At 54.5% G+C, this 13,802-nt stretch carries 11 protein-coding genes, 1 tRNA gene and 1 pseudogene; 5 read left to right on the plus strand and 8 right to left on the minus strand.

What is annotated here, in order from left to right; translation table 11 throughout:
- Window positions 1-9: 9 nt before the first annotated feature.
- The 3 genes from AC2FIS_RS08105 to AC2FIS_RS08115 are packed head-to-tail and all read right to left on the minus strand — an operon-like array spanning window position 10 to window position 4,790.
- Window positions 10-1,011 (minus strand): SphA family protein, encoded by a 1,002-nt coding sequence (locus AC2FIS_RS08105; RefSeq protein WP_496721576.1) that lies wholly within the window; start codon window positions 1,009-1,011, stop codon window positions 10-12.
- A gap of 55 nt (window positions 1,012-1,066) precedes the next feature.
- Window positions 1,067-2,947 carry a DUF3604 domain-containing protein gene (locus AC2FIS_RS08110; protein ID WP_496721577.1) on the minus strand — a complete coding sequence of 627 codons (1,881 nt, stop codon included), beginning with the start codon at window positions 2,945-2,947 and terminating at the stop codon, window positions 1,067-1,069.
- 10 nt (window positions 2,948-2,957) lie between these two features.
- Window positions 2,958-4,790 (minus strand): DUF3604 domain-containing protein, encoded by a 1,833-nt coding sequence (locus AC2FIS_RS08115; protein WP_496721578.1) that lies wholly within the window; start codon window positions 4,788-4,790, stop codon window positions 2,958-2,960.
- Window positions 4,791-5,007: 217 nt separating this feature from the next.
- On the opposite strand from AC2FIS_RS08115, the gene AC2FIS_RS08120 reads away from it, so the two are divergent.
- Window positions 5,008-5,706, plus strand: coding sequence for a Crp/Fnr family transcriptional regulator (locus AC2FIS_RS08120; RefSeq protein WP_298855257.1), 699 nt, complete (start codon window positions 5,008-5,010; stop codon window positions 5,704-5,706).
- Window positions 5,707-5,905: 199 nt separating this feature from the next.
- The gene (locus AC2FIS_RS08125) at window positions 5,906-6,607 is read left to right on the plus strand and encodes a hypothetical protein (RefSeq protein WP_496772775.1); all 702 of its coding nucleotides are present in this window, start codon (window positions 5,906-5,908) and stop codon (window positions 6,605-6,607) included.
- A gap of 632 nt (window positions 6,608-7,239) precedes the next feature.
- On the opposite strand, the gene AC2FIS_RS08130 is transcribed toward AC2FIS_RS08125, so the two are convergent.
- The 3 genes from AC2FIS_RS08130 to AC2FIS_RS08140 form a co-directional block, all read right to left on the minus strand.
- Window positions 7,240-8,367 carry an ATP-dependent DNA helicase gene (locus AC2FIS_RS08130; RefSeq protein WP_496668115.1) on the minus strand — a complete coding sequence of 376 codons (1,128 nt, stop codon included), beginning with the start codon at window positions 8,365-8,367 and terminating at the stop codon, window positions 7,240-7,242.
- Between the two features lie 304 nt (window positions 8,368-8,671).
- Window positions 8,672-9,823 carry a hypothetical protein gene (locus AC2FIS_RS08135; protein WP_496772776.1) on the minus strand — a complete coding sequence of 384 codons (1,152 nt, stop codon included), beginning with the start codon at window positions 9,821-9,823 and terminating at the stop codon, window positions 8,672-8,674.
- The gene (locus AC2FIS_RS08140; protein ID WP_496668111.1) at window positions 9,780-10,358 is read right to left on the minus strand and encodes a hypothetical protein; all 579 of its coding nucleotides are present in this window, start codon (window positions 10,356-10,358) and stop codon (window positions 9,780-9,782) included. The genes AC2FIS_RS08135 and AC2FIS_RS08140 overlap by 44 nt, the downstream gene beginning before the upstream one ends.
- Before the next feature lie 204 nt (window positions 10,359-10,562).
- Here AC2FIS_RS08140 and AC2FIS_RS08145 point away from each other — a divergent pair, with 204 nt between their 5' ends.
- The 3 genes and pseudogenes from AC2FIS_RS08145 to AC2FIS_RS08155 all read left to right on the plus strand — a co-directional run bounded on the left by AC2FIS_RS08145 (window position 10,563) and on the right by AC2FIS_RS08155 (window position 12,377).
- Window positions 10,563-10,688: a DUF3644 domain-containing protein gene (locus tag AC2FIS_RS08145; protein ID WP_425079684.1), complete on the plus strand. Its 126-nt coding sequence runs from the start codon at window positions 10,563-10,565 to the stop codon at window positions 10,686-10,688.
- 499 nt (window positions 10,689-11,187) lie between these two features.
- Window positions 11,188-11,343: pseudogene (locus tag AC2FIS_RS08150) on the plus strand (helix-turn-helix domain-containing protein); the annotation flags it as partial.
- Window positions 11,344-11,357: 14 nt separating this feature from the next.
- The gene (locus tag AC2FIS_RS08155) at window positions 11,358-12,377 is read left to right on the plus strand and encodes a tyrosine-type recombinase/integrase (protein WP_496772777.1); all 1,020 of its coding nucleotides are present in this window, start codon (window positions 11,358-11,360) and stop codon (window positions 12,375-12,377) included.
- Window positions 12,378-12,508: 131 nt separating this feature from the next.
- Here the strand turns inward: AC2FIS_RS08155 and AC2FIS_RS08160 are convergent.
- Together AC2FIS_RS08160 and AC2FIS_RS08165 are read right to left on the minus strand one after the other, a co-directional pair.
- Window positions 12,509-12,585: transfer RNA gene (locus AC2FIS_RS08160), tRNA-Pro, on the minus strand.
- A 94-nt stretch (window positions 12,586-12,679) separates the two neighbouring features.
- Complete coding sequence (locus AC2FIS_RS08165; RefSeq protein WP_496772778.1) at window positions 12,680-13,795, minus strand: THUMP domain-containing class I SAM-dependent RNA methyltransferase; 1,116 nt, start codon at window positions 13,793-13,795, stop codon at window positions 12,680-12,682.
- Between the last annotated feature and the right edge of the window lie 7 nt (window positions 13,796-13,802).

Consider the following 13,802-nt stretch of genomic DNA (forward strand, 5'->3'; position numbering starts at 1 on the left):
ATTTCAATTTCAGAAAGACAGAGAGATCACGGCCGTCAGGATATCGCTTTCGAACCGCCGTTTTGCTGCAAACTCATGCGTATATTTGAGCTTTAGGGAGGCGTCGGCTCCCAGCAAAGTTCCGCCATCATAGGTGACAAGCGGGCCAATACCGCTGACCTGAGCCCGCAGGCTGCTGGCCCCCAGGGCGATCCGGGTGAGCTCGGCGCCTGCACCACTGTCATCTTCAAGCTGATGGTAAGTGTACCCGGCAAGGCCAACCCCCCAGCCCGAGCGGAAACGTTGCACAACGGCTCCTTCTAATTGAAATGCAGGAGCAGTCTGATAATCGGTCGCATCGTTTTCTTCGCTGAACAACAGGCTGGCCGCGCCTGAAACCTCAAAACCACGTTCCGGAACGAACCAGGTCGCGGCAATGAAGGGCTGGAAAGACCAGACATTCTTGCCTGCATTCAATACTTGGACGCTGCGCTGCTGAATGTTAATAGATGCGGTATTGTATTCGCCAGTCGGGGCATAAACGGTCAGGCCCGTACTGTAATGCAGATTGCCGCGGTGCCAACCCACCAAACCGGTCAGGCTGATGTCTCCGAAGCTGGAGAGCGTGTCGTCGATCATAGCGCCCTGCAGAGGAGGGCGGATCGCTGTGAACGTGAGTTCAGCAACAGGAAATGGAACAGTGAGGTTTATGGCAGGGGTCCCGCCAAATAGCTGCGCGTCGAAAACCTGAGTTACACCCAGTCGCCAGAGATTGAGCTCGAGGTCTGCGTCTGCTGCAATCGGAAGCCCTGCAAGCGAAACGCCGTCCACGCTGCCGTCCAGATGGTCGAATGTCAGGCTTGTGTAAGTTCCTGGCTCGGGCACGAAACCGGCAAACGTATCTCTGGTTCCCAGAAAATAGGCGCCCAACCCTCCTTCAACCGCAATCGCTGGTTTTACCGGCAGAACTATAAGCGCAGCAATGGCCGTGGCACCCATCGCTGAGCACATCTCGCGCAAAAACATCTTCATTTGTCACCTCGTTCTAACTTCTTGACGCGTTTGCCGCGCTGTTTGCTCTGTCGGATCACGGCGTGTACCAGATGGGCGATGTATAGGCCCGATCCTGAATTGACTCGGGCGCACCTTCCGGGAGTTCGACGCCAAAGAACTTGCGGTCATAGGTCGTCCAGCGCGGGGTTGGAATTTCCAGAACCCGAACATAGTAGAACGCACTTTGCTCAGGATCGAAATCCGGGTCTTCCCAAAAGCCACCCAATATGGCCTGACCGATATCGTTGGTATAAGTGGCTTCTCTGGCATTGACGGTATTGCCGACCGAACCGTCGCAGATGCCTTCAATCACCTCGCGGCCTCCGCAAGAGACGTCATAGACTTTCTCGGATGTGGTCCCATCTGCGTTCAGCCAACCCTTGATGATCTGAACGCGGTCTAAATTGGCCCCGTCTGGGTCACGCAAGGCCCGCACAAGGAATCGCGGCGCGCGACTTTCGCTCTTACCCAGATCACCCCCCATAGGTACGCCATTGGCGTAGCCATGCGCCGCGAAGTCTGACCGAGGGAGGTCAGATTCTTCAAAATCGTAACCCGCAAATACACGTACGCGGATGCGCGTGCCCGAAGTTGCATAGACTTCTTTGCGCTGCATCGCATCAAAAATGGCTTCGCGCGTATTCTCGCGCGCCCATACGGCGGCCAATCCAGACGCTGAGGTTTGCCAGGCCTTAATTGCGTTTTCAGGAGCGCCCAGCCGTCCTGCGATGGTCTCTTCAAAGCGGACCGGGTCAGCCGTTGGCTCAAGCTGGGCCACTTTGCCAAAAAAATTGTCTTCGCGCGTTGTCGGCAGTGACGTGTGTGCGTCGGTTGATCCAATCATGCCGAATTTGAATGGGTTCGCACCCAACTGCGCTTCATAAGCCAAACCGCGTCGCAACGCCGGACGTACATACTCATTCGGCAACATCTCGGGCGTTTTGGCATCAGCTCCAAAGTTGGCCGTATCCCAAGTTTCAAAATCAGCAAATGGATCATCTGGTGAAAGCATTGGATGCGCTTCGCCATCCCCCTTCATCTGGGTTACTTCGTACAACGGTTCCCATCGCGCCCGACGCTCGGCATAGGCTTTGTCGATGGGTTCATCCGAGTCATACCGGGTGTCATCGAACATCAGCCCGTTAGAAAGATTGCCGTTGTGCGGAATTGCTAAAACCCGCCCACCGGTTTCCACCTCCAGAGCCTCCATCCAGTCCCACAGAGCTTCGGGGTTTACTCCTGAGTCTGACGAAAGCGGAACGCGGCTGTTAGCGACATCCTTGCCATCCCTGTAGACAACCACGCGGTGCATATTGTTGCCGTTTGGTGTCGATGACCATTCGAACCCAATGATCGCAGAAAAAAGTCCCGGCTCATTTGCGGCATCGGCCGCATCAATGGTTTCTTCCCAAGGCCCTCGGGAAAATTCAGGGTTGTTCGAATATGGATTCTTGCCTTCGAACCGGGACCCGGCCCAAAGGTTCCATGCTTCTCCGGCGGCCTCGGCAGATCCATCCTGGACATACCCATGCAAAGTCCGACCAAATTCGGTATCCAGAACAGCGGGGTCGTCTCGTTTCAGCATCGGTGCTACGCCAAGTCCCTCAGCGTGGTCCGAAATCACAAGCCAGTCCAAAGGGCGCACGAGACGAACAGGTACACCCATCGAAGACACCACCTCTTCTCCTTTGGCGAATTTGAACGCCTCGGCGGGACCCAGGTTGTTTCCGATCATGCCCGCATCCGGCGAGTAGGAGGTGTGCAGATGGGTATCGCCAAACAGCACCTGATTGGGAAAATCCTGTTGAGGATAAGGTGAATACTCACGGTCGCCCGGATTCCACGGCGGCGCATCCTGAGCGAAGGCCGCAGAAGACACCGCCATGGCCGATATAGTTAGTACTTTCAAATACATGGTGAATTCCTCAGGATGGCGTGTACCAGATGGGCGAAGTGTAGGCGCGTTCCTGGATCGAAACCGGAGCACCCTCGGGCAGTTCGGTCCCAAAGAACTTGGCGTCAAAGGTCGTCCAGCGCGGCGATGGAATCTCAAGCACGCGAACGTAATAGAACGCCGATTGCGCGAGATCGAAATCCGGGTCTTCCCAGAAGCCTGCAAGAATGGCCTGACCGATATCGTTGGTCCAGGTGGCTGTTTCCTGATCCACCGTATCACCGACAGGACCATCGCAGTCCCCGTCAACCAACTCGCGCCCGCCGCAGGCAATGTCGAACACCCGCTCGGTGGTTGTGCCGTCAGCATTCATCCAACCTTTGACGATCTGGATGCGGTCCAGATTAGCCCCATCTGGATCACGCAGGGCCCGCACCAAAAAACGCGGCGCACGATCATCGCCCGAGGCGACTAAATCCGCGCCCATCGGAACTCCGTTTTCATAGCCGTGAACATCGAAATCGGAACGCTGCAGGTCGGACTCTTCAAAATCGTATCCCGCAAAGACCCGGACCCGCATGCGTGTTCCGGTGGTCGCAAAGACTTCACGCCGCATCATCGCGTCAAAGATGGCCTCGCGCGTGTTTTCACGAGCCCAGACAGCGGCGAGGCCCGAGGCAGAGGTTTCCCATGCTTTGATCTGGTTGGCCTCATCGCCAAGCCGGCCGGTGATGGCCTCGTTAAACCGCATCTCATGGGCCGAAGGCTCAAGAGCCGTGATCTTGCCAAAGAAGTTCTCTTCCCGCGAAGTGGACAGAGACGTGTGCGCATCCGTGGACCCGATCATCCCAAACTTAAACGGGTTCGCGCCAAGCGCGGCCTGATGTTGGAGACCCAAACGATAGGCGGAGCGCGCATATTCGCGGGGCAGCATTTCCGGTGTTTTGACTTCGGTTCCGAAACTGCCTTTGTCCCATGTTTCGAAATCAGCGAAGGCGTCATCAGGGGACAAGGCTGGGTGGGTTTCTCCGTCCCCTTTCATTTGAGTTACTTCATAAAGAGGCTCCAGACGCTGCCGACGCTCGGCATATCCGGCAGACAGGGGCTCTCCAGAGAACCGTTTATCGTCGAACATCAACCCGTTGGACAGGTTTCCATTATGTGGGATGGCCAGAAGCTGGCCACCGGTTTCCGACTGGTATTCCTCCATCCAGTCCCACAGCGCCTCGGGATCATTGCTGAGCTCATTGGACAGCGGGATACGGGTGTTGGCCTCTTCCTTGCCGTCCCGATAGACAACTACTCGGTGCAGGTTGTTGCCGTCCGGGGCCGAACTCCATTCATATCCAATGAAGGCGGTAAAATGACCGGGTACGTAGGCCTCTTCAGCGGCATCGATGATCTCTTCCCACGGAACCTTGGGCACATTTTGATCCGAAGCCAGATGGTTCGTGCCTTCATACGCGCGGCCGAGCCAAAGGTTGTACGCAGCCTGGGTGCTCTCAATCGTCTTCTGACTGACCAGTTCGTAAAGTTCTGCGCCCAGGGGGTCTTCCAACAATGTCGGATCAGCGCGTGTCAGCAGCGGCGCGATGCCAAGACCGTCGGAATGATCGGATACCACCAACCAGTCGAGTGGTCTCTGCAATCTGGCGGGAATCCCAGTGGACGCAACCACCGTTTCGCCCTTAGCGAACTTATAGGCGTCCGCGGGCGACAGTTTGTTAAAAACCAGCCCGGCATCCCAAGAATAGGACGTGTGCAGGTGGGTGTCGCCAAAGAAGACCTGATTGGGAAAACTCTGTTCCGGGTATGGTGAATATTCAGCCCGATCTGGCGCAACATTGGGCGCATCCTGCGCCATAGCCGAATGTGCTATTATGCCTGCAATGCAAGTTACAGCAACGCAACTGATCGCAGAAGTCGAGAATAGAAGCCCACGAGAATTCTGAGCGGAATACATGCCTAATGCCCCCATAATATCGTTTATTATCAGGTAACTATGTCATTGTAACGTGAACGTTATTGGGCAAAGCTAACAGAACAGTTTTCAAAATACTTTCCCAAATGGGGTAATTGCGATGAAGAAGAAATCTAAAGATGCATTTTACCCTATCTTTTCTTCAGCGTGGCTAGCAGGCGTATCTCAAGGAAGCTTAGAAAAACTCGAGCAGATTTCGGAAATCGTTGCGTACAAGGATAAGGAAACGATTTACGCAATTGGCGGGCCCCAGAATTCGCTTTACGGAACTGTTTCGGGAAAGGTTCAGGTCCGTCTCACACTGACAGAAATGGAGCCGGTCCTGGGTCATATCCACCACCCTGGTGCCTGGTTTGGTGAATCAGAGTTGTTGCTTGATGTTGACGGTTTGGTTGAGATGAAGGCAGCAGGCGATGTCAGACTGGTCAGGATCGCGTATTCCCGATTTCGGCCACTGGCAAATGCGCGCCCTGATCTGTGGGAGGCATTTGCCCGCCTCAGTTCGATGAACCAACTGCTGGCCATGTCCGCGGCCAACGACCTTGCACAACGAAATACCCGAAAACGCATCGCTGCCGCGCTTTTGCGATTGGGCGGATGGCGTGGCGTTTTGCAGGGCGCTGAACCGACAGACACCGTTGTTGCCAGCCAGCAGGAACTTGCGGACCTGTCGAACATCGCCCTGTCCAAGATCTCTGTTTATTTGGGGGAAATGGCAACCGAAGGCCTGATACGTCTGGAATATGGTCGCACCGTCTTAGTCGATTTGGACGGGTTGCGGCGCGTGGTCGAGGAATAGAGTGATGCGTGCTGCTGCATGTCATAACCGTAGCCAATCTTGGAATAAGCTGCCCCCGGCCTTTTCTCGGGTTTTCATACTTATTTCGATCTTCTGTTTTGGACTATTTGATCCGCGTTCGGCTTTGGCGTGCCAAGTGTGCGTCACGCTGCCCGAGGCCTCACTTGCGGATCATTTGATCACGGCCGACGTCGTCGTCATGGCAGGACCAGCGCAGGACAATCCATTCAAGTTTGCCCCGCGTCAGATCATTAAAGGCACATCGGACGATCTGGAGAGATTTCCTGAAATTCCATTCTTGATCGACAGCACAACCCGCGCTGCCTTCCGCGCTGACCCCGAGATGTCAGTTCTGCTGACTTACGGAACCGTTGCCAAGGATGGTGCCGGACGCGGCTTGTCACGCAAGTGGACAAGGATATTCACGCTGACCCCCGAGCGCGAAAAATTCTTGGAAGCGCTTTGGACCGAAGCCGAGCTGTGGCAGGGCCGCACTACGGCATCCAATGCGCGCGTTGCGTTTTTTGCCCGATACCTTTCGCAAGAAGATCGGGTGCTCAGAGATACTGCCCTGATCGAAATCGACCGAGCGCCGTACGGAAGTATCCAAATGTTGCACAACACGGTTGCTACAGAAGAGTTATTGCGTGAGTTCGACAGCCTCGCTCGCATGAGCTTCGTTCCGGTTGCGATCCGATTGCTGGGCCTCCAGGCCGACGATAACAAGGCCAGACAAATTGTCCGATCACGATATCCCAGGTCGGCTTTGGAGATTGCGATTGCCATGCACAATTGGAATGAAACGCGCTTGGATACCCAATTTGCGTATTTGCTTCAAAACGATGAAATTGACCCGGTAACCAAGTTCGTCATCCAAACCAAACTTGCCTCAATTAAGTGACAACTGACGGTTTCGATCTGCGCCGAAACTGCTTCATTGATTGGCCGCACATACTAAAGCAGCTGATCTTTGTTGCGTATTAAAATTGCACTCCTGCCAGACGCCCGTCTAAAATTCTCTCATGGTTGGTTGATCCGAACGTCCGGTTTCTGGGAATCGACGATCCATTTGGCAAGCGCGGCGAGTGTCAGCTTTCCGCCCGTCGGATATCAGCGATGTCCTAGAATTAGCCTTTGGAGGCGAAGGGGATGCATTCTGGCGCCAACACGACTGTGAGGCCCAATGCTCCCATTATATAGAGTCAGATGGCGTATTCGGATTGTGCCCAAATTCCAGCTTCGGTCTTCGGTAGGTGCTGCGTCTCGAGCTGAGGCGAGTTCGCAACGGGTTCAGATCCGACAGTATCATGACTGCTAGGCCGCGAGTCAGATTGGACCGCTTCACTCTTCTGATCCCAGGATGGGAGGGCCAGCAAGCTGATCCCGAAGAGAAGCAAGGGCCCGCGAAAGACCTGAAGTCCCGCTGTTAATAATTGCTCGAAGGCGCTTGACCAAGGAGCGCCGAATAGAGACGAAAACTTTATCATTGGGCAGAGAAACCCTGCCCAATGACGCCTTTAGTATGGAAATATCCTAGAGGCGTGTAACCAGAGTCACGCATTCAGAAGCCCGTGTAACTGCGGTATAGAGCCAATTCCTCGCATATTTGTCGAAGATGTGACTTTCGTCCTCTATAATCACGTGGTCCCACTGGCTGCCTTGGGCTTTATGAACTGTCAAAGCGTAGCCATACTTAAACTGCTGAGAATTTTTCCGTTCCTTGTCCGCCAATCTCTCTTCGTCGTCAGTAAAAAACTCCGGATGCACACGTACGCGGTAGTTTTCATGATCCGGGAAGTCGCACGATTTCAGTTCCAACGACAAAGTCCCCGAAAACCGGGACTTCTTCGGCTCAGAGACGACCGTGAACATGCCTCCATTGACGATACCAAGGCCATGGTCATTGTGCTGACACACAAGGCGGTCGCCAATCTCAGGCAGGTCGCTGGTGCGTCCCAAGGCCCTGCGGATTTCTTCGTTGTAGTGGGAACGAGTGACGTTCCTACCGGCAAGGAGCTGGTCCGCATTCAGTATCTCATCAATCTCAAGACTCCCGTCCGGCACCACACGGCTGTTCCCATAGGCACCATATTTCAACGGTTTCCCTTCACGAATGTCTGTCGCCAGTTGTAAGACCGGGCTGTCTTTGGCCTGACGGTGGATTTCGGTCAGTATGGCGTCAGGCTTGGCGTTGGTGAAAAAATAGCCCTCTCCGGCCACCGGCGGCAGTTGGGCAGGATCACCAAGTGCGAGGATAGGAGTTCCGAATGACATAATGTCACTGGCTAAGTTCACATCAACCATTGAGCACTCATCGAGCACAATTAAGTCCGCATCCGCTGCTGCACTATCCGGATCGAGGTGGAAACTGAATTTGCCATCCGGTCCCTGAACAAACTTGTAGATCAGACTGTGGATGGTGGAAGCACCCTCGCAGCCGTTGCGCTGCATCATCATAGCCGCTTTGCCAGTGAAGGCTGCGTAAACAACCCTTCCATTCAAACCGCTGGCCAGATGTCGCGCGATTGTCGTCTTGCCGGTGCCAGCATATCCGAAGAGCCGGAAGATCTTATTTGTCTTGGCATCGTTCTTCAGCCAGGAGCCAACGCAGTCAAGCGCTGAGAGCTGTTGGCCGGACATAGTGAAATTGATAGCATTCATGAGGTTAGGTCTTCTGCAGGTTTGGGGTTGAGAATCCTGGCCAACGGGCGAGTCTGGCCGAGCGTATCTTGGGCGTCTTAGGGACAAACCAACCAGACGATTGATGGTCGGCTCTGCGTTCATGGAAATTAAGGTGTAATGCCCCCCTTGTGACAGGTTACACTTCAGGAGGAATGTTCCGGAGAAAGTAATTAATTAGGGGGGCATTACATACCCGGAGGAGTTTCTTGATCTCCGGAAGGTGTAACGCTCCCCTAATATTTAACTTCATTTCTCTTACACTATGTCTGACGCAAGGGGGCCATTACACCGCAACCTCCAACTTCGGGGCAGCGTTGGCTTCTAACTTCAGTGCACGCTGGCGAGCGCGATATTCGTTCACGCGCCTCCGGTTTGCCCGCCTATCGGCCTCGGCAATCGGATCCGCGAAGCCCGTTTCTGAAAGGGTTTTCGAGATGACCGCCTGGCGCGCCAGCTCACAATTTCCACGTTGCGTACAGAATGAGCAAATAGGATTGTCAGACGTGACTACCCCAGGCACACCAAAACAACTCTGGTAGAACTCCTCGCTTTTAGGCGTCTTGAGCTCAACGGGTTTAAGGAAGCCGTTGGCTACGTCTTCTCGTGCTTTGCGTTCAGCACTCTCGACGGCTTTTTCCCCAAGGAAGTTACAGTCAACGGCACGGAAGTACTGGCGCTCGATCACGTGCTTGGCAACAAACCCTTCTATCGAAAATACGCCGCGACTGACCAAATCGAGCATTTCTTTACGAAATTGATGCTGCGCCGGAAGGCTTTGGTGGGAAAAATATGCGTACTGGGGCATACCCTTCATCCGGTTCAATTCGAGGCCATGGCGGTCATCACTCCAGAACTCCACTATCTTGGTCAGATAGGCATCGCGTTTCTTCTCGCCAGGCCAAAGCTGATTTGGCTGCGGTGGATATTTGCGTTTACGCGCCGACGCGAACTTGAATGCGAACTCCAAGTAAGCAGGATACGGCAATCCGATCCGATCGGCCTTCAGACGTGCATCATTGAGCTGAGTCAGATCGGAGCTCCGTTTGAAAAAGTTCAACTTGAAACCGACCTTAATGTCGGATGCAGCGGTCGCGTCGATGTTCTCGCGATAGTAATTCCTGTACGCTTCGATGTAGGCACGATGGAACTGCTTCGTGGCATCAAAAGGTGTAAGAAAACGATACTCCGGCCATTTGGTCGGCATCACTTCGGCCTCGAGCGCGCGGTATTTTGTCGGTATAAGCGTGAGCATGCGATGAAGCTTGTTTAGCCTCAGTTTGTGTTGATCCATTGTCATTTGACATATCTCTTTCGTGCCGGGACCGACCTTGCGGTCGAAATCCCGGTCATGTCTTTGTGCTTGGGTTGGGTGGGAGGTGGCTTGCGCCAGATCAGACGAGGTGGGTCTCTTCAGAACCTGCGTTCCAGCGTCCATCAGTCCAGTGACCCAGCTTCATGGCGGTGTCGCGCAACTTGCGAAATCGGCGACGAGCCTGCTCGATCATTCGATAGGCCTGCCGGTAATCCGGTGCCTCATAGTAACCTAAACGCAGACCTTCAATTTCGCGCATTAAATCACTGGCACGCTTGTCGAGAAAGCGAACCTGATCTTCACGAGAAAGCTGACGCAGTGCGGTAAGCGGGGGCAAAGGCGGAATCTGCGGCGGAAACAACGGGATTTCGGTAACGGATTTTGTTCCGTCGATTTTGGTGGGCGTTACATGAATTGACTCATGGTTTTCAAGCACCTGGAGCAACTCATTGGTTATACCCAGAAGGCAACTGACAAGCTCCGGTGCATCCTTGTCGCCATTAAGCTCATCGGCCATCGATTTCAGCAAGAAAAACACTGTGCCCTTGTCGATGAAATCGTGATTTTCTCCAGAGATATTCTCTTTGAGATCGATGTTGAGAGCAGTCAGTTTGCCAACATCTATTGTTCCGCCAAGGCGGTTGGGTGCGGCGTCCATATAGGATTCCTTTCAACTTTATTTATTGTGTGCGACTAAGTTCGCGCGCATCTCCTTTATAGCGCTGCGGCTGTCGACTTGCGGCTTGTTGCGAAATTTTTTTGACTTAAACTTTGTGACATGTCGAAGTGAACATCCAGTGGTGGGTGCTCTTTCTTAACAAAACGGTTCTCTGCCGTGTTCTAAGACTACCCTTCTATTGGAATGGAAAATAATGAGGCCTTGATCGCTGCTGTTCACCTCATCAATTCAATCGACCCTACCTTCCGTGCCAAATTGTTCATCGTGACGGCCAACATCGCGTGGACATATCTAGTCCGCACTTACTAAAAAAGGAGGGCATCGACTACCGGCGACCGCTGGATCGAACTTGTTCTCGAAGAGTGTGCAGAAAAACAGGATAGCTATTGTTGATGATGATCAGTAGCCGCGTAGTCCAAGCAGCGTGGATTGAAACATCGGCTAGAGGATCATCTTAGTTGCGCAGCCTTGTTTTAGTCGGACGCAGAGGTCGGAGCGGGAAGCCCGCTAGGGAGCGGCGGCCTGAACATGTAGTTGGCCCGTGGTTGTCGAAATCACTATCGGAAATAGTGGAGTGCGGCACTATCTAGAAATTTCTTTCGAAATATATCAATAGCTTATGATTTTTCTCCGATCTACAATGCGCATCCGACGTTGTGCTTGCTATAGGCTTATTGATCACACGAAAAAGGAACCTCCCGGCAATGCGTACGCAGATCATGAAATTGGCGCCCGTGTCCGAAACTTCGATGGCTGAATACCACCCTTGCATCTGGGTTGTGGATACAACCCTCCGGGCGGTTACGTATTGAGTAGTGACGAAGCACTCCTCACGATCGAGGAATTCGCGGCCGCCTTACATCGCACGATCACCCTGAGAACGGTTCGGACCATGATTCACCAGGGCGAGATCCACGCGGTTCGCCTCGGCAAGCGCTACTACATGACCCGCGAGGAATTGAAGAGGTTCACAAAGACATGCCACGTAAGCGCAAACCTGCCCGGCTCTTCCAACGCAAAGACGATGGCGCTTGGGTCATCCTGGACGGAGGACAGCAGATCCGGACAGGCTTTGGTGATGGATTTCATGAGGCAGCGGAAGAAGTCCTGAGCAATTACATCGCCAGTAAGAAGCGGCAAGATAATCGCGTCCGCGACCCGAGCGAGATCACCGTCGGCGAGATCTTGGTGCACTACGGCGAGGCTAAGGTAAAGGTGGTCCGCGACAGGGACCGCCTGCTCTACACGATACAGGCACTGTCGCCCTACTGGAGCGACCTCAAGGTGTCCCAGATCGACATCGACAGGTGCCGGGGCTATACTGCCTGGAGGCGGTGCGCCGCATGGACCGTCCGGCGCGAGATGAACACACTGAACGCCGCTGTCAAATACGCCCTGGCGTCGCGCAGGATCAGCCATGCACCGATCGTAACCCTGCCTGAGAAGGGAGTCGCCAATGACCGCTGGCTGACCGAGGAGGAGATCCAGCGCCTGCTGGAAGCCTCTGCTTCTCACGTCCAGCGGTTCATCAAGATCGCGCTATACACCGGACGTCGGAAGACCGCGATCACACGGCTGAAGTGGATGCCCTCCCTTGATAGCGGCTGGGTCGATCTTGACAGCGGGGTGATCCATTTCCTTGGCAAGGCCGAGGCCGAGACCAAGAAGCGCAAGGGAATGGTCAAGATGCCTGGCACGCTCCACACGGAGATGAAGACTTGGGCCCAGGAGGGGAGCCACGTAGTGTCGTTTAACGGGGCGCCGTTAGATCGGATCGACAAGGCCTTTCGAGCGGCCGTCCAGCGGGCCGGTCTAAAGGATGTGACGCCGCACACCCTAAAGCACACAGCGGTTACCTGGGCGTTCATGCACGGCATGACACTGGAGGACGCCACGGCCTATTTTGCGACCTCGCGCGAAACCCTGGAAAACGTCTATCGGTCCTACAGCCCAGATGCGCTTAAGAACGCAGCGGGAATAATGGACTGGAAGATATGAAGCGCTAATTCGATAGTTGGTGGATGCCGGTAGTGAACGAACTGGGCACATCTATCGAACGAAACGTTGCGGATATCGTTGCGGCCGATCCCAAGAAAACAAAAAAGGCGCCATTGGGCGCCTTGTTTTATTGGTCGGAGTGAGAGGATTCGAACCTCCGACCCCTGCCTCCCGAAGACAGTGCTCTACCAGGCTGAGCTACACTCCGACCGTGGCGCGTGATTTATACTCGCATTTTTGGATGTGCAAGGGGCTTTCCGTGTCGTTTGTGCGAATTGCGTTCGTCGTTTCCGAACATCAGGTCAGGTCAGAACACCAGTTTGATACAGTCGGATTTTGGTGCCACCATGGTCCACAATTGGCCCGGGCGGCAACAGTGGCAGACGGGTGGATCGAGCCAAGCCTGCGTTGCTGGTCACGATGCCGACACGCCAGCCCTTGAACTTGGTTTGCAGTACCTTGCCCAAGCTGCCGTAAACGGATCGCAGGCGTTTTTCATCCCCGATCCGGGCACCATAAGGTGGATTGACAATAACAAGACCTGCGGCATCCGACGGGGGTTTTATGTCGCTAACCGAGCGCGTCTGAAACATGGTGAGATCGGCAACCCCGGCGCGGTCAGCATTTTTGGTCGAGGCCTCAATCGCTCCGCTATTGCGGTCCGAGCCATGAAAAACCGCGTCCGGTTTGACCAAAGGATGTTGCTCGCGCATCGAGGACCAGGCGTTGGGGTCAAAACTTGGCAGATTTTCAAAGGCAAAGTTGCGTGTACGGCCGGGGCGCAGCCCCAGCGCGATTTCGGCGGCTTCAATGACAAAGGTGCCAGAGCCGCACATCGGGTCCAGAACTGGCTCGGACCCATCAAATCCGCACTCTCGGAGGAACATTGCCGCCATCGTTTCGCGCATCGGCGCTTTGGCGACAGCCGGTTTGTGGCCGCGTTTGTGCAAAGGCTCGCCGGAACTGTCGATCGAAAATGTGCACAGGTCCTTTTCGATGCGCAGCAGGACGCGCACGGCTGCATCAGATGAAACAGGCGCACCCAAAGTTTCTGAAATCGCCACTTCGATACGTTGCCGGGCGGCCCCTGCATGATAGATTCGGGATTTGCGACTTGTCGCTTCGACTTTGACCGGCACATCGGGGCGCAAAAAATCGGCCCAGGGAAATTTTCGGGCCCGTTTATCCAGTTGTGCCAAATGAACTGCGGGAAACCCACCTAATCGCACCAGAACTTTGTTCGCGCCGCGCAGACACAGGTTCGCGCGCCAGACTTCAGGCCAGCCTCCGCGATAGGTGACGCCGCCGGGTCCGGGCATTGCATCTGCGAATCCCTGCTCGACCGCTTCGGCATGCAGCGGGGCTTCGAGGCCGGGCGTTGCCACCAGAAAAATCTCAAAATCGTTGTTTGGTTCCATCCCGGGT

The sequence above is a fragment of the Ruegeria sp. CDSB113 genome, from assembly GCF_059611045.1.